The organism is Luteolibacter sp. (genome assembly GCF_058122085.1).
Map to the genome: position 1 here is coordinate 1 of NZ_JBIKBQ010000066.1, position 22,277 is coordinate 22,277.

Below are 22,277 nucleotides of genomic sequence, written 5' to 3' on the forward strand. Positions count from 1 at the left end.
CTCAGATCATGCCTTCCACGAGTTTTTCCAGCTTCACGATGTCCGCCGAGAAGGCGCGGATGCCGTGGGCGGTTTTCTCGGTGGCCATGGCGTCTTCGTTGAGCATGAAACGGAAGTCGCTCTCGTCGAGGCTGAGCTTTTTGAAATCGCTGGCGGCGGCTTCCGCAGCGGTGAGGCGGGCGGTGATCGGCTCGTCGGAGGCTTGCAGCTCGGCGAGCAGGCCGGGGCTGATGGTGAGCAGGTCGCAGCCGGCGAGCGCGAGGATTTCCCCCTTGTTGCGGAACGAGGCGCCCATGACTTCGGTCTTATAACCGAATTTCTTGTAGTAGTTGTAAATGGCGCGGACGGAAATGACTCCGGGATCCTCGTCGCCTTGGAAATCCTTGCCGGTGGCGGCCTTGTGCCAGTCGAGGATGCGGCCGACGAATGGCGAGATGAGCTGCACGCCGGCTTCGGCGCAGGCGACGGCCTGGGCGAAGGAGAACAGCAGCGTGAGATTGCAGTGAATGCCTTCCTTTTCAAGCGACTCCGCGGCCTTGATGCCTTCCCAGGTGGAGGCGATCTTAATCAGGATGCGGTCGCGCGAATGGCCTTCCTTCTCGTAAGCGGCGATGAGTTGGTGCGCCTTGCCGATGGTCGCGGCGGTGTCGAAAGAGAGGCGGGCATCGACCTCGGTCGAGACGCGGCCGGGGACGATCTTGAGAATTTCCAAGCCGAACAAAATCAGGATGCGGTCGAGAATCGCCTCGGTCAGCGCCGGACCGGTGACGCCGGTGGCTTTCACCTCGCTGACGGCCTGCTCGACGAGGTGGCGGTATTCCGGCTTGGCCGCGGCCTGGAGAATGAGCGACGGATTGGTTGTCGCGTCCTGCGGCTTGTAGGTTGTCATCGACTCGAAGTCCCCGGTATCGGCGACGACGGTCGTAAACTGCTTCAATTGATCGAGTTGGTTCATGCTCATGCGGGTCTCGGCTTAGCCACGCGTCCCCGGATTGGGAAGATGAAATGCGCGCGCCCGGCGCATCCCGGCATGAATTTCACTTCAACCGGTGATGAAAGTGCTTGAAGGCAAACGCGCCTGCCACGGCACCGAGCGCGTCGGCCAGCCAGTCGTAAGGATCGTTCCCGCTGCGGCCCGGCGTGAAGGTCTGATGATACTCGTCGAGTCCGCCGATCAGTGCGATGGCGAGGATCGTGGTCGGTAGAATCGCCTTCCAATCCGGCTGGTCCGGTCGCAGCCGGAAAAGCCAGGCGCTCAACAATCCGCCGCCGAAGAAGAAATAACCGAAGTGCGTGACCTTGTCGAAATGATCGACTGGCGATTGAAATCCGCCCGGATTCGGGAACGAGGAAAGCGTCCATAAAATGGCGAACCAGAGCAGGAACGCGCCAAGCCAGAATTTCGGATTTCGAGGAAGCCGCGCCATCCTCAGAGCTTGCGCATCTCGTCCTCAAGCCGCTCCGCCAGCCACTGCTTCATCATCGACTGATAGTTGAGGAAGCGGCCGCGGGCGATGCGCTTGATGCGCGAAAGCATCCGCGGATCGAATCGCAGGGTGATGGTGGTGGATTCGCGCGAGTCAGCCTCGCGGACGGAGGTGGCCATCAGCCGACCGTCCAGCTCGTGGGTTTCCCAGTAACGGGCTTCGGCTGCCTCGTCGGCAAACTCGGGGATTTCAGTCCAGCGGGTGACGGCTTGCATGGGATAAAAAGGAATCAGCGGAATTCCGCGTATTTGCGATCGTAGAATTTCTGTTCGGCTTCCGACATCTCGCGGGCCGCAAAGACGCGGGCGGATTTGCCGTCCGTGCTGAACGATAGAAACAGATACCGGTCCGCCACTGTGCGACCGAGCGCGTAGTAGCGGGTAGCGCCGTCGGAGCGCTCGTTGTCTGGCAGGAAACGCACGGCAAAAGGATCCTCGAAAGCTTCTTCAAGCTCACGCGGTTTGATGTTTCGAAGGTCGAATTGAACGTCGATAAGGTCGAGTTCCATGACGGGAGTCTGCGGATGAGTCGGGAAAGCGCAACAAAGACTTTGCCAAAGTCAGAGCGTGTGGCCCATCCGAGTGCGCTTGGTTTCGAGGTATTTCTCGTTGTGCGGATTTGACGGCAAACTGATGGGAAGCTGCTCGACGATTTCCAGCCCGTAGCCTTCGAGGCCGATGACTTTTTTCGGGTTGTTGGTCAGCAGACGCATCTTGCGCACACCGAGATCGTAGAGGATTTGTGCGCCCATGCCGTAGTCGCGGAGGTCCGAGCCGTAGCCGAGTTTTTCATTCGCTTCGATGGTGTCTAGCCCTTCTTCCTGGAGCTTGTAGGCGTGGATTTTCGCCGGCAGGCCGATCCCCCGCCCCTCCTGGCGGAGGTAGAGCAGCACGCCGCCTTCCTTGGAAATATGCTCCAGCGCGGCCGCCAGCTGGCCGCCGCAATCGCAGCGCTGGGACTGGAAAACATCGCCGGTCAGGCACTCCGAGTGGACCCGCACGAGTGTCGGTTTCTCCGGATCGATGACACCCCGGCTCATGGCGAGGTGGTGGCTGGCATCGGTGGAAATCCGGTAGAGATGGCAGTCGAACTCGCCGAAATCCGTCGGCATCTTCACCGTCTGCTCGCGGACCACGAGTTTCTCGGAGCGCCTGCGGTATTCGATGAGCTGGGCGATGGTGCAGGCCTTGAGGCCGTGGCGTTTCTGATAGTCGCCGAGCTGGCCGACGCGGGCCATCGTGCCGTCGTCGTTCATGATCTCGCAAATGACCGCCGCCTTCGGAAGTCCGGCGAGCCCGGCGAGATCGAGCGCCGCCTCGGTGTGTCCGGTGCGGCGGAGCACCCCGTCCACCACGGCTTGCAGCGGGAAGACGTGGCCGGGGCGGACGAAGGCATCCGGCCCCGCATTCGGGTCGGCCAGCAGCTGGATGGTCAGCGCGCGGTCGGCCGCGGAAATCCCGGTGGTGATGCCCTCGGCCGCATCGACGCTCACGGTGAACGCGGTTTTATGGCCCTCCCGGTTGCGGCGGGTCATTTGCGGCAGTTCCAGCTCTTCCGCCCGCTCGGCGGTGACCGGCGCGCAGATCAATCCCCGCGCGTGAATGGCCATGAAATTGACCATTTCCGGCGTGCACAGCGATGCGGCTCCGACCAGGTCCGCTTCATTTTCGCGGGACGGATCATCGGCGACGATCACCAGGCGGCCGGCGGCGATTTCCGCGATGATTTCAGGAATGGGGCTGAACGTGAGAGACGGGTCTGACATGATGGATTGGAAAAAAAACGGCGGCTAGTTGAGTGACGGATCATCCGGAGCCTCGGCGAGGATGCGGTGGAGTGGGGAAAGATGGCGCAGCAGCTCGGACCACAAATTGCGGTCGTGCTCGTGGCCCAGCAGGTCCGGTTGCGGGCGGGTGGCGATCCACGAACTGCGGCGGAGTTCGTTCTCCAGCTGCCCGGCGGACCAGCCCGAGTAGCCGATGAAGGCCCGCACGATCCGCCCCGGCCGGTGGGCATGGCTCACGGCCTGCGCGGCGGAAATCCGCAGCGCCCAGCGCAGGCCGAGTTTCTTGCTCCACCAGAACGAGGAGAACGTCAGCTGGTCCGGCGCGACCGGCCCGCCCGCGTGCACCGCGAGCTGCCGCAGCGGCGCGAAATCCTCGCCTTGCAGCAAGTCGCCGACGATTCTCCCCGTCGGGTGATTCAGGATCAGGCCGAAAGCGCCCTCATCCGATTTGTGCTCCGCCAGCAGGATCACCGAGCGATGAAAAGTGCAGTTCCGCAACGACGGATCCGCCAAAAGCAGCTGCCCTTGGAGCTGGATCGGGTGATTGGGATTGAACGGATCGTCGGCCACGGGCGGATCCTAATGCCAGCACCGGCGTTCGCCAACCGCGGATTGCGGAAGATTTTTACTCCGGGTCTGCGGTTTGGTGATAGCAATCCGGCCCTGCCGACGTATTTTTCAATCCGGCCCTGCCGACGTATTTTTCAATCCGGCCCTGCCGACGTATTTTTTAATCGTATGATGTTCCGCCCACACCGCCTTTGCCCAATCTTTATGCTCGCTTCCCTCGCGGGAGCGGCTGAGCGCGTGGAGTTCAACCGCGACATCCGGCCCATCCTCACCAAGCATTGCACCGCCTGCCATGGCGGAGTGAAGGAGGCGGGGGGGATTTCATTCATCTATCGGGAAAAGGCGCTGCTCAAAGGAAAGTCCGGGGAGCACCCCATCGTCCCCGGCAAGCCCGCAGAGTCCGAGATGCTGCGCCGTATCCGCAGCAGCGACCCGGACGAAGTCATGCCGCAGCCGAAGCACGGGCCGCCGTTAGCCGCCGCCGAAATCGCCCTCATTGAACGCTGGGTTTCCGAGGGCGCGGACTGGCAGGACCACTGGGCGTTCGTCCCGCCCAAGCAAACGCCGGTGGCGAAAGTTTCCGATGAAAAATGGCCGGCCGCGCCGCTCGACCGTTTCATCCTGCAACGCCTCGACCGGGAAAACCTCAAGCCGTCTCCCGAAGCCAGCCCTGCCGAATGGCTGCGCCGGGTGAGCTTCGATCTCACCGGCCTGCCGCCGGCCGAGGAAGATTTGGCGCGCTTGGGAAATGACCGGGCCGCAGCGGTGGATCGCTTGTTAGCATCCCCGCGCTTTGGCGAGCGCTGGGCGGCGGTGTGGCTCGACCTCGCCCGCTACTCGGACACCTACGGATTTGAAAAAGACCCGCACCGCGACGTCTGGCCCTTCCGCGACTGGGTGATCCGCGCGTTCAACGCGGACATGCCGTATGACCAGTTCACCATCGAGCAACTCGCCGGCGACCTGCTGCCTAACGCCACTCCCGACCAGCGCCTGGCGACTGCGTTCCACCGCAACACCCAGACCAACACCGAGGGCGGCACCGATGACGAGGAGTTCCGCGTGGCCGCCGTGATCGACCGCGTCAGCACCACCTGGACCACCTGGCAGGCGACGACCTTCGGCTGCGTGCAATGCCACTCGCATCCTTACGACCCCATCGGGCACGACGAGTTTTACAAGTTCACCGCCTTCTTCAACAGCACCGCGGATTTCGACCAGGACGACGATTTCCCGCGCATGAAAGTGCCGACGGATCCCGCCAAGTCCGCCGAGGCCTCGGCTTTGGAAATCGACATCCAAATCCTCCGCGAGCAGCTCAACCGGGCCGGCCACGACCTGGCGGAATCCACCGCCGACTGGAAACCCGTCACGCCCGACACCCTCGCTCCAAGCCATGGAAAACTGGCGATTTCTGACGACGGCACGATCCGCAGCGAAGGCACCTTGCCGAAAGGAAATATCCACAAGGTGTCCGGTCCGGCACCGGCGTTCAGCGCCTTGCGCCTGAAAATCCTGCCGGAAAAAGACGACCCGAAAAAATGGCCCGAGCGCGGCTCTCTGGTCACGAAGTTCGAGGTGAACCTGATCGATCCAGCCGGAGCGGTCACGCCCGTCGCGATGAAGGAGGTTTTTGTCGATCATCTGGGCGATCCCGTCGAGCCCGAACCCGGCGGCAATGTCGGCGGTTTCCCGAAACTCGAAGGCCCGCGCTGGTTCGTCTTCGTCCCCGGCAAAGTGGTGAATCCCGGTCCCGGCGCGCGACTGGAAATCTCGATGACCCAGAATGGCGCAACCACGGGCTCTCAAGCCACCCCGGTCCGGCGCTTTGCCGTGGATGTTTCCAACAGCCCTGAATGGACGACGCTGGTGGACGACCCGCAGCGCGCCGCCATCTGGAAATCCCGCGACGAGATCGCCAGGCAATACAAAGCCATCGAGGGCAAGATGGTTCCTGTCATGCTCGAGCGCCCCGCCCGCGAGACCCGCGTCTTCGCCCGCGGCAACCGCTTGTCCAAGGAAGACGTGGTGACGACCGGCGTGCCGGAATTGCTGGCTAACAACACCACGAAGGACGGCATGAGCCGCCTCGACATGGCGCGCTGGATCGCCAGCCCGCAAAACCCGCTGACCGCCCGCGTGATGGTGAACCGGCTGTGGGGCGAGCTTTTCGGCACCGGCATCGTGCAGACCGCGGAGGACTTCGGCACTTCCGGCACGCCGCCGAGCCATCCGGAACTGTTGGATCATCTTGCACTTCGCTTTCAAGGCGATTTCAAATGGTCGGTGAAATCCATGCTCCGTGAAATCGTGCTGTCCTCGACCTACCGCCAGACCCACCGCGCGTCGAAAGAACTCGTGGAGAACGACCCCGCCAACCGCCTGCTGGCCCGCGGCCCTCGCAACCGGCTTGCCGCCGAGATGGTGCGCGACCAGGCGCTCGCCATCGCCGGATTGCTCTCGCCGAAAATGCACGGTCCGCCCGTCTATCCGCCGCAACCCGACGGAGTGTGGAACTCGGTTTACAGCGGCGCGACTTGGAAGGAATCGACCGGCGAGGACCGCTACCGCCGGGGGCTTTACACCTACTCCAAGCGAACCAGCGGATTTCCGGGATTTCTCACTTTCGACGCGCCGAGCCGCGACCTGTGCAGCGCCCGCCGGCTGGTGAGCAACACGCCGTTGCAGGCGCTGGTCACCCTCAACGATCCCGCCCACATCGAGGCCGCCCAGGGATTCGCCAAACGCATGACCGCGCACTCGGCGGACCTTCCGGGCCAGCTCGCGTTCGGCATCCTGCTCGCCACCCAGCAAGTCGCCTCGCCCGCGATGCTCGACGAACTCGCCGCCCTCCACGTCGACTGCGTTTCCGACTATCAGAAAGATCCCGCCGGATCCGCCAAGCTCGCGGAAACACCGGATGCCGCCGCACTCGTGCTCGTGGCCAACACGATTCTCAACCTGGACTCCGCTCTCACCCGATGAACCCCGAACAATTCGCCCGGCTCCAGCACTCGCAACTGGAACATCTGACCCGCCGCCACTTCCTCGCGAAATGCAGCACCGGCCTCGGCGCGATGTGGCTCGCAAGCGCGACCGGCCGCGCGTGGGGCGCGTCAGGCGCCTTGCAAAAAGACCCGGCCAATCCGCTCGCACCCGCGATGCCGCACTTCGCCGCCAAGGCGAAGCGCGTCATCTATCTGCACATGGCCGGCGCGCCCTCGCAGCACGAGCTCTTCGATTACAAGCCCGAGCTGCTCAAGCTCAACGGCAAGGAATGCCCCAAGGAATTCCTCGAAGGCAAGCAGTTCGCCTTCATCCAGGGCGTGCCGAAAATGCTCGGCCCGCAGTTCGAATTCAAGCAGCACGGCCAGTCCGGCGCATGGGTTTCCGACCGCATGCCGCACTTTTCCTCGGTGGTCGATGACGTGTGCTTCATCAAGTCGATGCACACCGACCAGTTCAACCACGGCCCCGCGCAACTGCTCGTCCACACCGGCTCCCAGAATCTAGGCGCGCCGTCCATCGGCTCGTGGGCAACTTACGGACTCGGCTCGGAAAACCAGAATCTGCCCGGATTCATCGTCCTCACCTCCGGCGGTAAAAATCCCGACGCCGGCAAATCCGTCTGGGGCGCGGGCTACCTGCCGTCCGTCTATCAGGGCGTGCAATGCCGATCCCAGGGCGAGCCGGTGCTCTATCTGGACGACCCCGCCGGCATCTCGCGCGGCCTCCGCCGCCGCTCGCTCGACACACTCGACCGACTCAACCAGAAAATCGCCGAGGACGTCGGCGATCCCGAGACCGTCACCCGCATCGCCCAATACGAGATGGCCTACCGGATTCAGACGCACGCCACCGACGCCTTCGACCTGAAGCAGGAAAACGCGGCCACCCACGAGCTTTACGGCACCGAGCCCGGCAAGGAATCCTTCGCCAACAACTGCTTGTTAGCCCGCCGCCTCGCCGAGCGCGGCGTTCGTTACATCCAGCTCTTCCACTGGGGTTGGGACTCGCACGGCGCCAGCGCGAGCGAGGCGCTCAACAGCGGCTTCACCGAGCGCTGCAAGGAGGTGGACCAACCGATGACCGCGCTGCTGAAGGATCTCAAACAGCGCGGCCTGTTGGAAGACACCCTCGTCGTCTGGGGCGGCGAGTTCGGCCGCACGCCGATGCAGGAAAACCGCGGCGGAAATTCAATGGCCTTCGTCGGCCGCGACCACAACCCTGGCGCCTTCACCATCTGGATGGCCGGCGGCGGGGTGAAGCCGGGCGTTTCCTATGGCGAGACCGATCCCATCGGCTACGAGGCCATGACCGACAAGGTCTCCGTCCACGACCTCCACGCGACCATGATGCACCTCATGGGCTTTGATCACGAGAAGCTGACGTTTCCCTCACAGGGCGTCCCCCAACGCCTGACGAACATCACCAAGCCGGGGAGCAAGGTCGTCAAAGGCATCCTCGCGTGAGCCACGCCACCGGCGCGCGGCCTCAACATGACGAGTGGATATCGATGTTAGTCAGGCGTTGGATGCGCCAAAGGAGTGGCCGAGCCGGTTGGCGCGACATCTTTCGCGATTTCCATGGTTAGTATAGCAGGACTCTTGCGTTTTGCAACGGTCCGCCCCGAGCTGGGCTTCGGGCATGCTGCCGTCGGCGCGCCTTGCGACGAAACGTCAGCAGCGTCTCAGAGCCGCATCGGGCAATCTCATCCGCTCATCAAGTCGGTTTTTCGGTTGCGCGCTGATTTTGCGGATCAGCGGGAGACGTGCATCAGGATGATTTTGTTTCTCGGGATCCAATCATCATGGTAGCCGTCGCGGAGCACGAGCCATTCGTCATCGATTCGGATGAGGACGCCTTCGGCGACGTCCGGGGCGACGAAGCCGGTGACTTTGTTGTAGGTCCCGGCGACCACGGGCTTCGAGGCGGCGAGGGGATCCACGGTCACGACGCAGCGCAGACCGAGAGGGTAGTCAACGGCGGGAGCACCCGGGATCGGGGCTTGCGGTTGGGCTCGCGCTCCGGCCAGGACGTCCGGGTTCCAGGCGGCGTAGATGAACAGGGGAATCGTGCAAGCGAGCAGAATCATCGTTTGTGGTTTCATCGGTTTTCCGGTTGGGGGTTGGGGGTTGGGGGTTGGGGGTTGGGGCGCCGGGGGACGTCTGGCAGGGAAATCATCCCGACAATGGGCAAACATAGCACAAGGGGACGCCAAATGCGCTGTCGTTTTGCGGCATCGCGCGATCTTTGAGGGGCTGCTTTCCCACACTGGACAAATCCTGCCGCCTCTGGCATCCATCCGCCCCCATGTTGTCTGAGTTAGCGAAAGCCTATGAACCCCAAGCGGTGGAAGCCAAGTGGTACGCCGCCTGGATCGCCGGAAAATGTTTTGAAGCCGATCCTTCGTCCGCGAAGGACGGGTATTCGATCGTCATTCCGCCGCCGAATGTCACCGGCATCCTGCACCTCGGCCACGTCCTGAACAACGCGCTGCAGGACATCCTCGCCCGCCGCGCGCGGCAGAATGGCAAGGAAGTGTTGTGGCTGCCCGGCACCGACCACGCCGGCATCGCCACGCAGGCGCGGGTCGAGCGCGAGGTGCGCGAGACGGAAGGCGTGAGCCGCCGCGATCTGGGACGCGACGAGTTCCTCAAGCGCGTTTGGGATTTCAAAAACAAGCACGGCGACATCATCATCAACCAGCTCAAGCGCCTCGGCTGCTCGTGCGACTGGGGCCGCGAGCGGTTCACGATGGACGCGCCTTACACCGAGTGGGTGAGCCACGTGTTCGTGGAGCTTTTCAAAAAGGGCCTGATCTATCGGGGCAAGCGGATCGTCAACTGGTGCCCGGTTTCGCTCACCGCTCTATCCGACGAGGAGGTGATCATGACGCCGCAGCGCTCGAAGCTGTATTTCATGAAATACGAGCTCACCGACGCACCCGGCGAGTTCCTGGAAATTTCCACCACCCGCCCGGAAACGTTGATGGGCGACGTGGCGGTGGCGGTGAATCCGAAGGACCCGCGTTTTTCGAAATACATCGGGCGCAAGGTGTTCCGGCCGTTTCCGCATGCGGAGATTCCGATCATCGCGGACGACCATGTGGACATCGAGTTCGGCACCGGCGCGTTGAAGATCACTCCGGCGCACGACAAGGCGGACTTTGAAATCGGCATCCGCCACAATCTGGAAATCATCGACGTTCTAACGCCGGACGCGCACATCAACTGCCCGGAAGTCCCTGAGCTCCACGGCCTCGACCGCATCGTTGCGCGCAAGCGGGCGGCGGCGAAGCTGGAGGAAATGGGCCTGCTGCTCAAGGTGGAGGAATACGAGAACAACGTCGGTTTCTCCGAGCGCGGGCACGTGCCGATCGAGCCGCGCATTTCGATGCAGTGGTTCCTGAAATATCCCTGCGTGAAGAAAGCCGCCGACGCGGTGGCGAACGGCGACATCAAGTTCCGGCCCGAGCGCTGGGCGAAGACTTACGCGCACTGGATGGAAAACCTTCAGGACTGGTGCATCAGCCGCCAGCTCTGGTGGGGGCATCAGATCCCGGTGTGGTATCGCACGGAAAAGCTCGAAACACTCAAAAACGCCGAGTCGCTCGATACGTCCCACATGTCCTATGGGGACCTATACGTCGGAACAACGCCACCCGCCGACGCCGAGAAATGGACCCGCGACGAGGACGTGATGGACACGTGGTTCTCCTCGTGGCTGTGGCCGTTCGCGACGATGGCGAATGTCGGCGAGGAAGCTCCGACGCTCAAGAAATTCTATCCGACGGACGACCTCGTCACCGGCCCCGACATCATCTTCTTCTGGGTCGCCCGGATGATCATGGCGGGCTACGAGTTCACCGGCGAGCTGCCGTTCAAGAATGTTTATTTCACTTCCATCATCCGCGACCTCAAGGGGCGGAAGATGTCGAAGTCGTTAGGTAACTCGCCGGACCCGGTCGAGCTGATGGAGAAATACGGCGCGGACGGATTGCGCTTCGGGCTGATGCGGATCGCGCCGGTCGGCAGCGATTTGCGCTTCGACGAGGTTTCCATCGAGGAAGGCCGGAATTTCGCCAACAAGCTCTACAACGCCTGCCGCCTGCGCCAGATGGGCGGCGAGCCCTATCAGGCGCTCGAAAACATGGACGGGCTGAATCCGTTCCACCTCAACGCGATGGCCAAGCTCGACGAGTTGGCCGCGGATCTTGAGCGGCTTTACGCCGACTATCGCTTCGGCGAGATCGGCCACCGACTTTACGAATTCCTGTGGAACGACTTCTGCGACAAGTTCCTCGAAGCGCTCAAGCTCGACCTCCGCGACACCGCACCGCCGGAAGTGAAGGCGCGGACGCTGGGTGTGTTCGACGTGATCATGGGCCGCTATTTGCAGTTGCTGAGTCCCTACATGCCGCACGTCACGGAAGAGCTTTCCGAGCGGATGGGCTACGTGGCTCCGGGGGAATTTCTGATGCAAAAGGTTTTGCCCGCAGCGCCGTTGCTTGCGGAAATCCCGGCGGAAACGGTCGCCGCCGCACAGGCGCTGGCGGCGGAGATTTACGAGTCGGCCGGCCGGATGCGGAACCTCAAGGCGGAATACAAGATGGGTTCGCGCAAGGACATCAAGTTCGTGATCAAGGCCGCGCCGGAGTGGCTGGCCGGGCAGACGAAGACGCTCGCGCTGCTGGTCGGGGCGGAGGAAATCACGCTGGATTCAGCCTATGACGCGCCGAAAGGCACGCCGGCGGCGGTCACGGGAGTGGGCGAAGTTTACATGCCGCTTGAAGGTCTGATCGACGTCGAAGCCGAGCGCGCACGCCTGACCAAGGAGATTTCCAACATCGAGATCGAAGTGAAAAAGTGCGAAGGGAAGCTGGGGAATGCCAGCTTCGTGGACCGCGCGCCGCCGGAAGTCGTTGTGCAAGAGAAGGCCCGGCTTGAAGACTGGAAGGCGAAACTGGTGCTGCTCGGCGAGATGCTCGCCGCGCTGGCATGACCGCTTGCCAAGAGGAGTTCATTGAATAGAGTCGCAGGGTGACAATGAACGCATGACGAATCTCAGCAGCATTCCTGACATCAGCGAGGCTTCGCGCGAGCTCCTCGAAGCGGCGGGTTTTCCCGATGCGGAGGCACTCGCCAAGGCCGGGGTGGATGAGTTGGCCAGCGAGCTTGAGCGCGCCAACAGGATTCTCCAGCTCGCCGGGAAAACTCCGGACCGGGGCAGCGTCGAGGCGTGGATCGCCGCCGCCCGCGATCTCACCGGATTGGTCGAAGACGGGGCGGTGGAACTGGCGATGCCAATCAATCACGAGATTTTGCCGAGAGTGGCGGCGATGCTTGAAAACGCGCCGTTTGCGATCCCGCTGTCGGCGCGCTTGCTGGTGGACCGGGAATTGGCCGTGTCGGACATCCCGCCGGCGATTTTGCTCAACCGCTATTCCGGCGACTTGGAGGTGAAAGTCGAGGAGCGCATTCCCGCGCCGAAACATGGCCGCGCGATCACTACATCGAACAACCTGCGGATTGCCGACACCTCGGCGACGCGCAAGGAAATCGACACCTCCCGGATCAAGACTTTCGACGCGATGGGGGCCCCGCAGGCCCGGCCGTTTGCCCCGATCGCGGTGAATGGAGATGACCGGATCGCCCTGATTCGCGCGCCGCGGGTGGAAACCAACCGCGGCCGTGACCCGCAATCCCGCCGCTATATCCGCGGGGTGCTGCACAGTCATCCGGTCTCGATCGGGTTTGGCGCGTTGGTGACGATTGTCATATCGGTGATGCTGCCACTCGGAATCATTTCGGCGCTGCTGCTGCTGCTTTCCGTCGAAATGCCCGAGCGATTCGATTGGGTTCCGAGGTGGGTTCTGGCGTTTCCGCTGAGCCTGCCGGTGTTCGGCATTGCCTATCTGATCTGGGGGCTTCAAGGGAAATGCCGGATTTGTAACCAGAAGATGTTTGTCCCGAAGATTTGCCTGAAAAACTCCAAGGCGCACCACATTCGTGGCCTCGGCCATGTGATCCCGGTCTCGATCCACATCCTGTTGTTCAAATGGTTCCGCTGCCCATATTGCGGGACTCCGGTGAGGTTGAAAAAATGAGGCGCTTATTTCCGTGGACCTTGGTTTTCGCCGTCGCACTGAGTTCGTGCGCCAAGCTGGGTTTGGGAGGCAAGCTTGCGGAAAAGGAGCCGACGGGTCCGTTCGGACCGACGGGCATTCCGCCGCAGCTCCGCTCGAAAAACTCCGATCCCGGCACTCCGGTGGTCGCCGGAGGAAATAAGCCTTTGGCGCTGAACATCACCCCGGAAGAGGACATCGTTTACACGAATCCCGACGACCCGGACGCCGCTATCCCCGAGCTGTCGACCCTGCTCTCCTCCGCCAAACGCGGGCCGTGGGAGGACAGTGAAACCATCGCCAAACTGCGCTCGGTGCGTGAGGGCAAGCCGCTGCTCATTTGGTTCACGGATTCCACCAGCAGCCCGATGTGCAAGGCGATGACCCAGGAATTGTTCTCCACCAACGACTTCGGGAACTGGGCCAGCGAAAAACTCGTCCGCCTGCGGGTGGACGCGAATGTGAAGATTTCCGATCCCAATCTCGATCTCGGTTCCTCGGAAGACCGGCGGGTGACGGTGAAGAATTACAACGCCGCGTTGAAGAAGCGTTATAAAGTCATGGGGTATCCCTCGCTGATTTTGCTCAGCCCGAGCGGGGAAGTCATCGGTCGTTACCGTGGTTACAAGCGCGGCGAGGCGGATTTCCTTTGGGGCCAGATCAAGCACGCCGAAGCGGTTTCCGCCGAGTCTTACAAGGGGTGGCGCGCCGGTCTGGAGAAAAAGGGCTATCGCGAGTGGGAAGATCGAAAAGGCCGGAAGATTTTCGCCAGACTCACTTCCTATTCCAAAGGCACGCTGACCTTCATCGAGCCCGACGGCACCCGCTCGCGGACCCAGGAGGAAACCCTCTCGGACAAGGATCGCGCGTGGATCGCCGAACAGAAGAAGATGAGGAATCTTCAGTAGAAAAGCTCGATTTTTTACGCCTCGCTCTCGTCATCCGGCATCGGCAGCCCTTCGAGGCCGGCACGGTAGGACTTTTCGTCGAACGGCTTGCGGGTTCTGAGGATGGCGTCCATTTCCCCGCCGAGGCAGAGGGCGATCTGGGTTTTGGCCTCGGTTTCCGCGAGGCCGAGCTTGGTGAGTCGGGCGAGGGTTTTTGCGACGTAGGGGGTTTGCGGAGAGACGAGTTGCTGCTCGACGGCGGCAATCAGGTCGGGGAGGAGGTCGTCGTTCATGATCAGGGTAGGGCGATGAAGTAATCAGGCAACAAAGAGAACGAAGGGAAGCGCAAAAACCATGGGATGGCAAATTTTGACGAACCGGGCGCGTTTCATGGACCGTCCACACGCCTGCCATGCGGACGGTCAGGTGTGGGTAAGTTTCCGGTCGTGCCAGATTTCGAGGAGCAGCAGGGTGAGGGTGACCGAGAGCGGGCCGAGAATGATCCCGGACGAGCCGAAGACGATCAGGCCGCCGACGAGGGAAATGAAGGTGAGAAGGGTGTGTTGATGGAGTCGGTTTCCCACCAGGATCGGGTAGATCAGATTGTCGATGCCCGCCACCACGATGCCGCCCCACGCGGTGAGGAGCAGGGCTTTTCCCCACATCCCCTGCGATGCCAGCCAGATGGCGGCGGGAATCCAGATGACGAAGGCGCCGAGGACCGGAATGACCGCCAGCAGGGCCATGATGAGTCCCCACAACAAGGGCGCGGGCAGGTCGAGAATCCAGAACATGAGGCCGCCAAGAGTGCCTTGAATGGTGGCGACCACCAGCGTGCCGTAAACCGTGGCATGGATGGTGGCGGTGACCCGGCCGAACACACGGTCCATTTCCGCAGGTGAGAGCGGGGCCATCGATCGCAGCGAGTCCAGCGCGAGGTGGCGGTCGCGGAGGAAATAGAAGAGCAGATAGAAAGTGAGCAGCAGGCCGGTCAGTTGCATCACCGAGCCGCGCACGAACGAGGTCGCGGTGTTGGTCAACCAGGTGGCGAGGCGGCCGACGGTTTCGGGCAAGTCGATCTGTCGTTCGATCCAGCGGTCGAGCGGGGCAAGGTGCGGGTAGTTGCCGAGGGACTGGGCCAAAGTGCCTGCGGCGGCGTGGGTTTGGATGAGTTCGGCGCCTTTTGAAATTTCCGTGATCAGGCGGTTCGCCACGAAAATCGCCGGCACGACGACGATCACCGCGATGACGGCGAGTGAAATGGCAGTCACCAGATTGCGGCGTTTCCACTTCGATTCCAGCCTGCGCTGCAAGGGGCTGAGGATGACGGCCAGCGCGAGTGCCCACGAAATGGCGGGCAGGAACGGCAGGGCCAGCTGGTAGCAAAGATAGAGCCCGATGAGCACCAAGGCTGTGAGAACGAGACCGTTCGCCGGGGCGGACGGTTCGCGGGGACGCGCTGGCGGGATCTCCTCCGGCGCTTGGGGTGCGGAGCGGTTCATTGGGAATTCCGGCGCTGGCGGGAGCGGTTACTCGCGGGCGGCGGGCACGATGAGAGTCGGGACGCTGGCCTTGCGGACCATGCCTTCCGCGACGCTGCCGAGCAGCAGCGACGCGATCACTCCGTGGCCGTGCGAACCCACCACCACGAAGTCCGCGCCGCTTTGCTTGACGTGATCGAGCAATATCTGCAGCGGGCTGCCCTCCAGCATTTTGGAGGTCGCGTCAGGCACTTGCGCGCGGACCGTGGTGAGGAGCTCGTCCAGCTTGGCCGAGGCCCGGCGCTTCGCTTCTTCGTGGAATTCGATCATCGCCGGAAATTCACCCGGCGTGAATCCGTAAGCGGCGTAGCCGGGTTCCGGCTCGACGACGTGGAGCAACTGCAAGTCCGCGCCGAAGGATTTCGCCAGGTCCATGGCGATTTGGGTCACTCCGGGCGTGGCGTTTGAGAAATCGACTGCGACGATTATGGTTTTCATGGCATTTCGTCTATAACACCTGCGGCGGTTTATTGTAAAGATCGATCCTTCCCCCGCATGGAAATCGCGCTGCCGGGCGCGGACCGGTCATCCGGCGTGAACCACCCGCGTCGCCTTGCCGGCGAGGGCGGCGTTGACCATGATTAACTCGCCGATGTTTTCCAGCGTCAGCAAGCCGACGATCCGGCCGCCGCCCATGACCGGCAGCGTGGCCCATTCGTTTTTCCCCATGGATTCCAGCGTGGGCGTCAGGACGTCCGTGTCATTGACCGGGCTGCAGTCGCGCCACATGACATCGCCGACGGCGGCCCCGCGGTTGCCGTCCATCAGGGCCTTGACCAGGTCGTTGCGGCGCAGGACGCCGAGCACCTGACCGCTTTCAAGAACCGGAAAATCCTGTTGGGAGCCGGCGAGAAGCTCCTCCACGGCCGTGCCGAGCGAGTCATGCGCGGACAGTGTCCGGAATCGCGTCATCATCGCATCCCGCACCTGCAGGCCTTCCAACGCCGACTCCGCCTCCACTTGCGCCGCCTCGCCCTGCGCTCCCAGATAGACGAAAATCGCGATGAATATCAAAAACGGGTTGTGGAAAAACCCGACGACGCCCAGCAGGATCGCCATTATTTGGCCGATGTTCGCCGCGATGGCGGTCGCGCGGCGGCGTCCCATCCGGCTGGCCAGCAAGGCGCGCAGGATTCGTCCGCCGTCCATCGGGAAAGCCGGCAGCAGGTTGAAGGTGCCGATGAACAGGTTCACCCACATCAGTTGCGCCAGAAATCCGTCTTTCATTCCATGGACTTCCATCAGTTCGTGAGTCCGGCCCTGGAGCAGCAGGATTCCGAAAAGCATCGCCGCGATGACCGCGTTCACCGCCGGCCCGGCGATGGCCACCCAGAATTCCTGCATCGGTTTTTCCGGAATGCGTTCCAAGCGGGCGACGCCGCCGATGGGCAGCAGGGTGATGTCCCGCGTCATCACACCATAGCGTTTGGCCGTGAGCGCGTGGCCGAACTCATGCATCACCACGCAGCCGAACAGCGCCAGAATGAAGCCCACTCCCTCCAACGCCTGACGGGCAGTCTCGCCCGCGCCGAGATGGGCCAGGAAAATCCAGCCGATCAGCAGGACGAAGGTCCAGTGCAAATACACGCCGATACCGGCGACGCTGCCGAGTTTCAGGGACCATTTCATAGGAAACGAACCTAATCCCATCCGCGCGCCATCTCAAGATCATTTCGGCGCCCTGTTCCGCGCCGATTGCTTTTTCCGACTCCATACTTTGCACAGTGTGGATCTTCCTGATCCGAGAGTGTTTATTGCGATTGTGAATGCCACATCTCACTCCTCCATGGGGACGCTCGACGCTAACGAAGCCGTCGCCGCCGTCGCCTATCGCCTGAACGAGTTTTTCGCCATCTACCCAATCACGCCGTCCTCCGCGATGGCCGAGTTCGCGGATGAATGGTCGGCGGCCGGTAGGAAAAACCTGTGGGGCGCGGTTCCCAGTGTGGTGGAAATGCAGTCGGAAGGCGGCGCGGCGGGCGCGTTGCACGGTGCCTTGCAGGCCGGTTCGCTGAGTGCTTCGTTCACCGCTTCGCAAGGGCTGCTGTTGATGATTCCCAACATGTATAAAATCGCCGGCGAGCTGATTCCCTTCTGCCTGCACGTCACCGCACGCGCGCTGGCGACGCACGCGCTGAGCATTTTCGGCGACCACTCGGACGTCATGTCCTGCCGCCAGACTGGCTTCGCCATGCTCTGCGGCGGGTCGGTGCAGGAAGCGCAGGACACCGCGGTGATTTCCCAAATGGTGACGCTCCGCTCGCGGGTGCCGTTCCTGCACTTTTTCGACGGCTTCCGGACTTCCCACGAGGTTTCGAAAATCTCGCTGATGAGTGACGACGACCTCCGCGCCTTGATCGACGAGGGCAGCATCGCCGCCAACCGCGACCGCGCGCTCACGCCGGACCATCCGGTGATCCGCGGCACCGCCCAAAATCCGGACGCGTTCTTCCAAGCCCGCGAGGCGGGAAATCCCTACTACATCGAGCTTCCGCGCCTCGTGAAAGAAGCGATGGCCGACTTCGCCGCGCGAACCGGCCGTGCCTACAAGCCGTTCGACTACGAAGGCGACCCGGAAGCGGATCGCGTCATCGTCATCATGGGCTCCGGCGGCGAGGCGGTCGCGGAAACCGTCGGCTGGCTCAATGCTAACGGCCAGAAAACCGGTGTCGTCAAAGTCCGTCTCTACCGGCCGTTCTCCGTCGAGGACTTCGCCGCCGTGCTGCCGAAGTCGGTGAAATCCATCGCCGTGCTCGACCGCACCAAGGAACCCGGCGCGCTCGGCGAACCGCTCTATCTGGACGTCTCCGCCGCCCTCCGCCTGGCCGACAGCGCGGGCTGGCTGAAGGACACGCACGCCATCCGCCTGATCGGCGGCCGCTACGGACTCGGCTCCAAGGAATTCACGCCCGCCATGATCAAGGCGGTGTTTGACGAGCTCTTGAAACCCTCGCCAAAGCCCGTTTTCACCGTCGGCATCAACGACGACGTCACCGGACTCTCGCTCGACTACGACCCTGAATTCGAAGTCGTGCCACCCGGCATGAAGCAGGCGGTCTTCTTCGGCCTCGGCTCGGACGGAACCGTCGGCGCGAACAAAAACAGCATCAAGATCATCGGCGAGGGCACCGACAACTACGCGCAAGGCTACTTCGTCTATGACTCGAAGAAGGCCGGCGCGATGACCGTCTCGCACCTGCGCTTCGGCCCCGCGCCGATCCGCTCGACCTATCTGATCCGCCAGGCCGAGTTCGTCGCCTGCCACCGCTTCGACCTGCTCCACCAGATCAACGTGCTCGACTACGTCAAACCCGGCGGCATTTTCCTGCTCAACTCGCCCGGAAATTCCGACGACGCGTGGAAAAACCTCCCGCGCGAGATCCAGGAGCAAATCATCCTGAAGAACCTCTCGTTCTACGCCATCGACGCCAGCACCGTCGCCCGCGACTGCGGCATGCCCGGTCGCATCAACACGATCATGCAGACGTGTTATTTCGCCATTTCCGGCGTCTTGCCGAAGGACGAGGCGATCGCCGCCATCAAATACGCCATTCAGAAGACCTACGGCAAACGCGGCGAGGCCGTGGTCCAGCGCAACTACGAGGCGGTGGACAGCACGCTCGCCAACCTGATCCAGGTGAGCTATCCGGACGCGCCGACTTCGATCCACCGCCTGAATCCGATCGTGCCGGAAAACGCCCCGGACTTCGTCAAGCGCGTCACCGCGCTGATGCTCGGCGGCAAGGGCGACCTGCTGCCCGTTAGCGCCTTCCCGGTCGATGGCGTCTGGCCGACCGGCACCACCCAGTGGGAAAAACGCAACATCGCCGAGGAAATCCCGGTCTGGGAGACCGACATCTGCATCCAGTGCAACAAGTGCGCCATCGTCTGCCCGCACGCCGCGATCCGGCCGAAGGTTTTCACCCCCGACCGCCTAACCAACGCGCCCGCCACTTTCAAGTCCACCGAGTTCAAGGTGCGCGAATATCCCGGCATGCTCTACTCGCTGCAAGTCGCGCCCGAGGACTGCACCGGCTGTCAGCTCTGCGTGCAAGTCTGCCCCGCCAAGGACAGGAGCAACCCGAGCCGCAAGGCCATCAATATGGTGCCGCAACTCCCGCTGCGCGAAACCGAGCGCGAGAACTTCGCCTTCTTCCTCGACCTGCCAGATCCCGACCGCGAGATGCTGCGCGATGACGTGAAAACCACGCAGTTCATGAAGCCGCTGTTCGAGTTCTCCGGTGCCTGCGCCGGCTGCGGCGAGACTCCCTATCTGAAACTGCTCACCCAGCTTTTCGGCGACCGCCTGCTCATCGCCAACGCCACCGGTTGCTCGTCGATCTACGGCGGAAACCTGCCCACAACGCCCTACACCAAGAACGCCTGCGGCCGCGGCCCGGCTTGGGCGAACTCGCTCTTCGAGGACAACGCGGAATTCGGCCTCGGCTTCCGCGCCAGCCTCGACCAATCAAAGGCTTTCGCGGAAGTCCTGCTTCACGGCCTGGCGGGCGTGTTAGGCGATGATCTGGTTTCCTCGATCACTGCGGCCGATCAATCGACCGAAGCGGGAATCGAGCAACAACGCGAGCGAGTCACCGCCCTGCGCCAGGCGCTTAGCGGCCAATCCAGCCGCGAAGCCCGCACGCTCCATCAGATCGCCGACTACCTCGTGGACAAGAGCGTCTGGATCGTCGGCGGCGACGGCTGGGCCTACGACATCGGCTTCGGCGGCCTCGACCACGTCATCGCCACTGGCAGAAACGTCAACATCCTCGTGCTCGACACCGAGGTTTACTCGAACACCGGCGGCCAGCAGTCCAAGTCCACGCCGCTCGGCGCGGTCGCGAAATTCAGCATGGCCGGCAAGGCGCTGCCGAAAAAGGACCTCGGCCTCATCGCCACCACCTACGGTTCGGTTTACGTCGCCCGCATCGCGCTCGGCGCGAAGGACGCGCACGCAGTCACCGTTTTCCGCGAGGCGGAGAGTTATCCCGGACCCTCGCTGATCATCGCCTACAGCCACTGCGTCGCGCACGGCTACAGCATGTCGCAGGGCCTCGACCAACAGAAGCGCGCCGTCGCCTGCGGTTACTGGCCGCTGTTCCGCTTCGATCCGCGCCGCGCCGAGAGGGGAGAAAACCCGATGAAACTCGACTCCGCGCCGCCGAAGAGTTCGCTCGCCGACTTCACCCGCAACGAGTCGCGCTTCCAGATGCTCGAACGCATCAACCCGGAACGCTCCGCCATGCTCCAGGAAATGGCGGCCGCCTCCGTCAAGGAACGCTTCGCCCTCTATCAACAAATGGCGGCCTCCAAGCAGCCCGAAACCACCACTCCTAACGCCTGATCGACATGGACCTCTCCACCACCTACCTCGGCCTGCCCTTGAAAAACCCGGTGATGCCCGGAGCCTCGCCGCTCGTTGACAAGCTCGACAACGTGCGCCGCCTCGAAGACGCCGGGGCCGCCGCCATCGTCATGCACTCGCTTTTTGAGGAGCAGATCACCAACGACCAGATCGCGGAATTCGCCCACACCGAGCACCCGGCGGAATCGTTCTCCGAGGCCGTCTCCTATTTCCCGAAAATGGAGGACTACTGCCTTGGCCCGGACAGCTATCTGAACCAGATCACCCGCATCAAACAGTCGGTGGACATCCCGGTCATCGGCTCGCTCAACGGCGTGAGCATGGGCGGCTGGATCGACTACGCCCACCTGATCGAACAAGCCGGCGCGGACGCGCTCGAGATCAACGTTTATTACATCGCCACCGACACCGATGAACCCGGAGTCGCGGTGGAAAAGCGCACGCTCGACATCCTCACCGCGGTCAAGAATTCCGTCACCATCCCGGTCGCGGTGAAGCTCTCGCCGTTCTTCTCTTCGCCGGGACATTTCGCCAAACAGCTCGAGGCGCTCGGCGCATCCGGCGTGGTTCTGTTCAATCGGTTCTATCAACCGGACATCGACATCGAGGAGCTTGAAGCCACCCACCGCCTGGATCTTTCGAACTCCACCGAACTCCGCCTGCGCCTGCGCTGGGCGGCGATCCTCCACGGCCATTTGAAAGCCGACATCGCCCTCAGCGGCGGCGTGCACACGATGGAAGACATCATCAAGGCCATCATGTGCGGGGCGAGCGTCGTGCAGGTCGTTTCCTGCCTTCTCAAATACGGCCCGTCCCACATCGGCCAACTCATCACCGGTCTGAGCCGCTGGCTGGAGGAGCATGATTACAAATCCGTCGAGGAAATGCGCGGCAGCATGAGCCACCTCCATTGCCCAGATCCATCCGTCTTCGAGCGCGCCAACTACCTGCGCGTGCTGCAACTCTGGAAAGTCTGAGCGGCCGAAATAAACTCCTCGACCGACTGATTTTATTGTTCACCAGCTAGACCCTTTGCCAAAAATTAGTTCCGTTATTCGGAATGCGTTTTGCAAACGGATCGGATGATTTTTGGTAGATCCATCAAGTGCTGGATCGACTCAACGAGCTTGTCGCTGAGGTCCTTGCTTTGTTTCGTGAAGTAGCCGGCCAGGTAGTGTCCTTTCAGGTGCTGCCAAAGTCGCTCGATCGGGTTGAAGTCGGGGCTGTAAGGTGGCAAATACACCGGCTCGATGTGATGCCAACACAGGCTCTTGGTTTTATGCCAGCCGGCGTTGTCGAGGACGAGCAGAACGCGTTTGCCTCGACGCTTCGGCACCTCCGCGGCCATCGCATCAAGGAAGATCTGGAAAACCGCCGTGTCGCACTGAGGAATGATCAGGCTCACCAGCTGGCCGGTCGAGGGATTGACCGCGCCGATGACATTCTGCCGGACGTGACTCCCCTGGTAGGCCTGGGTCGGTCGCGAGCCCCGCTTGGCCCATTTATGGCGC

General features: G+C 62.5%; 19 protein-coding genes. 7 read left to right on the forward strand and 12 right to left on the reverse strand.

The features are described from left to right. Position 1 precedes the first annotated feature (1 nt). The 6 genes from tal to AC4DF4_RS11125 all read right to left on the reverse strand — a co-directional run bounded on the left by tal (position 2) and on the right by AC4DF4_RS11125 (position 3,843). On the reverse strand, positions 2 to 955 hold the full coding sequence (gene tal, locus AC4DF4_RS11100) for a transaldolase (RefSeq protein WP_490048178.1): 954 nt from the start codon (positions 953 to 955) through the stop codon (positions 2 to 4). An 82-nt stretch (positions 956 to 1,037) separates the two neighbouring features. Beyond that, positions 1,038 to 1,427 (reverse strand): VanZ family protein, encoded by a 390-nt coding sequence (locus AC4DF4_RS11105; protein ID WP_490048179.1) that lies wholly within the window; start codon positions 1,425 to 1,427, stop codon positions 1,038 to 1,040. Between the two features lie 2 nt (positions 1,428 to 1,429). Beyond that, complete coding sequence (locus tag AC4DF4_RS11110; protein ID WP_490048180.1) at positions 1,430 to 1,702, reverse strand: CopG family antitoxin; 273 nt, start codon at positions 1,700 to 1,702, stop codon at positions 1,430 to 1,432. Positions 1,703 to 1,716: 14 nt separating this feature from the next. Continuing rightward, positions 1,717 to 1,995 (reverse strand): BrnT family toxin, encoded by a 279-nt coding sequence (locus AC4DF4_RS11115; protein WP_490048181.1) that lies wholly within the window; start codon positions 1,993 to 1,995, stop codon positions 1,717 to 1,719. A 51-nt stretch (positions 1,996 to 2,046) separates the two neighbouring features. Further along, positions 2,047 to 3,252, reverse strand: a complete 1,206-nt coding sequence (locus tag AC4DF4_RS11120; RefSeq protein ID WP_490048182.1) for a bifunctional 3,4-dihydroxy-2-butanone-4-phosphate synthase/GTP cyclohydrolase II — start codon at positions 3,250 to 3,252, stop codon at positions 2,047 to 2,049. Positions 3,253 to 3,276: 24 nt separating this feature from the next. After that, the gene (locus AC4DF4_RS11125) at positions 3,277 to 3,843 is read right to left on the reverse strand and encodes a YqgE/AlgH family protein (RefSeq protein ID WP_490048183.1); all 567 of its coding nucleotides are present in this window, start codon (positions 3,841 to 3,843) and stop codon (positions 3,277 to 3,279) included. 204 nt (positions 3,844 to 4,047) lie between these two features. Here AC4DF4_RS11125 and AC4DF4_RS11130 point away from each other — a divergent pair, with 204 nt between their 5' ends. Further along, positions 4,048 to 6,828, forward strand: coding sequence for a PSD1 and planctomycete cytochrome C domain-containing protein (locus tag AC4DF4_RS11130; RefSeq protein ID WP_490048184.1), 2,781 nt, complete (start codon positions 4,048 to 4,050; stop codon positions 6,826 to 6,828). Then, the gene (locus tag AC4DF4_RS11135) at positions 6,825 to 8,315 is read left to right on the forward strand and encodes a DUF1501 domain-containing protein (protein WP_490048185.1); all 1,491 of its coding nucleotides are present in this window, start codon (positions 6,825 to 6,827) and stop codon (positions 8,313 to 8,315) included. The genes AC4DF4_RS11130 and AC4DF4_RS11135 overlap by 4 nt, the downstream gene beginning before the upstream one ends. A gap of 287 nt (positions 8,316 to 8,602) precedes the next feature. On the opposite strand, the gene AC4DF4_RS11140 is transcribed toward AC4DF4_RS11135, so the two are convergent. After that, on the reverse strand, positions 8,603 to 8,953 hold the full coding sequence (locus tag AC4DF4_RS11140; RefSeq protein WP_490048186.1) for a hypothetical protein: 351 nt from the start codon (positions 8,951 to 8,953) through the stop codon (positions 8,603 to 8,605). Positions 8,954 to 9,156: 203 nt separating this feature from the next. Here AC4DF4_RS11140 and AC4DF4_RS11145 point away from each other — a divergent pair, with 203 nt between their 5' ends. Genes AC4DF4_RS11145 through AC4DF4_RS11155 form a run of 3 tightly spaced genes read left to right on the forward strand, consistent with a single transcriptional unit; the run spans position 9,157 to position 13,878 of the window. Beyond that, positions 9,157 to 11,847, forward strand: a complete 2,691-nt coding sequence (locus AC4DF4_RS11145) for a valine--tRNA ligase (protein ID WP_490048187.1) — start codon at positions 9,157 to 9,159, stop codon at positions 11,845 to 11,847. A 52-nt stretch (positions 11,848 to 11,899) separates the two neighbouring features. Then, complete coding sequence (locus AC4DF4_RS11150) at positions 11,900 to 12,952, forward strand: DUF4332 domain-containing protein (RefSeq protein WP_490048188.1); 1,053 nt, start codon at positions 11,900 to 11,902, stop codon at positions 12,950 to 12,952. Further along, positions 12,949 to 13,878 (forward strand): thioredoxin fold domain-containing protein, encoded by a 930-nt coding sequence (locus AC4DF4_RS11155; protein ID WP_490048189.1) that lies wholly within the window; start codon positions 12,949 to 12,951, stop codon positions 13,876 to 13,878. The genes AC4DF4_RS11150 and AC4DF4_RS11155 overlap by 4 nt, the downstream gene beginning before the upstream one ends. A gap of 14 nt (positions 13,879 to 13,892) precedes the next feature. Here AC4DF4_RS11155 and AC4DF4_RS11160 read toward each other — a convergent pair whose 3' ends face one another. From AC4DF4_RS11160 to AC4DF4_RS11175, 4 genes are all read right to left on the reverse strand, one after another. Continuing rightward, entirely contained in the window at positions 13,893 to 14,150 is a 258-nt protein-coding gene (locus AC4DF4_RS11160; RefSeq protein WP_490048190.1) for a hypothetical protein, read from the reverse strand. A gap of 129 nt (positions 14,151 to 14,279) precedes the next feature. Then, positions 14,280 to 15,359, reverse strand: a complete 1,080-nt coding sequence (locus tag AC4DF4_RS11165) for an AI-2E family transporter (RefSeq protein ID WP_490048191.1) — start codon at positions 15,357 to 15,359, stop codon at positions 14,280 to 14,282. 27 nt (positions 15,360 to 15,386) lie between these two features. Then, a complete protein-coding gene (locus tag AC4DF4_RS11170; protein WP_490048192.1) occupies positions 15,387 to 15,836 on the reverse strand; it encodes a universal stress protein in 450 nt (149 codons plus the stop codon). A gap of 87 nt (positions 15,837 to 15,923) precedes the next feature. Then, positions 15,924 to 17,027 (reverse strand): site-2 protease family protein, encoded by a 1,104-nt coding sequence (locus AC4DF4_RS11175; RefSeq protein WP_490048193.1) that lies wholly within the window; start codon positions 17,025 to 17,027, stop codon positions 15,924 to 15,926. A gap of 157 nt (positions 17,028 to 17,184) precedes the next feature. Between AC4DF4_RS11175 and nifJ the strand changes: the two genes are divergently transcribed. Together nifJ and AC4DF4_RS11185 are read left to right on the forward strand one after the other, a co-directional pair. After that, positions 17,185 to 20,745 carry a pyruvate:ferredoxin (flavodoxin) oxidoreductase gene (gene nifJ / locus AC4DF4_RS11180; protein ID WP_490048196.1) on the forward strand — a complete coding sequence of 1,187 codons (3,561 nt, stop codon included), beginning with the start codon at positions 17,185 to 17,187 and terminating at the stop codon, positions 20,743 to 20,745. 5 nt (positions 20,746 to 20,750) lie between these two features. After that, positions 20,751 to 21,743: a dihydroorotate dehydrogenase-like protein gene (locus AC4DF4_RS11185; protein ID WP_490048194.1), complete on the forward strand. Its 993-nt coding sequence runs from the start codon at positions 20,751 to 20,753 to the stop codon at positions 21,741 to 21,743. 74 nt (positions 21,744 to 21,817) lie between these two features. On the opposite strand, the gene AC4DF4_RS11190 is transcribed toward AC4DF4_RS11185, so the two are convergent. Next, positions 21,818 to 22,277: IS630 family transposase (locus AC4DF4_RS11190; protein WP_490048195.1), on the reverse strand; the 460-nt coding region annotated here is incomplete at its 5' end.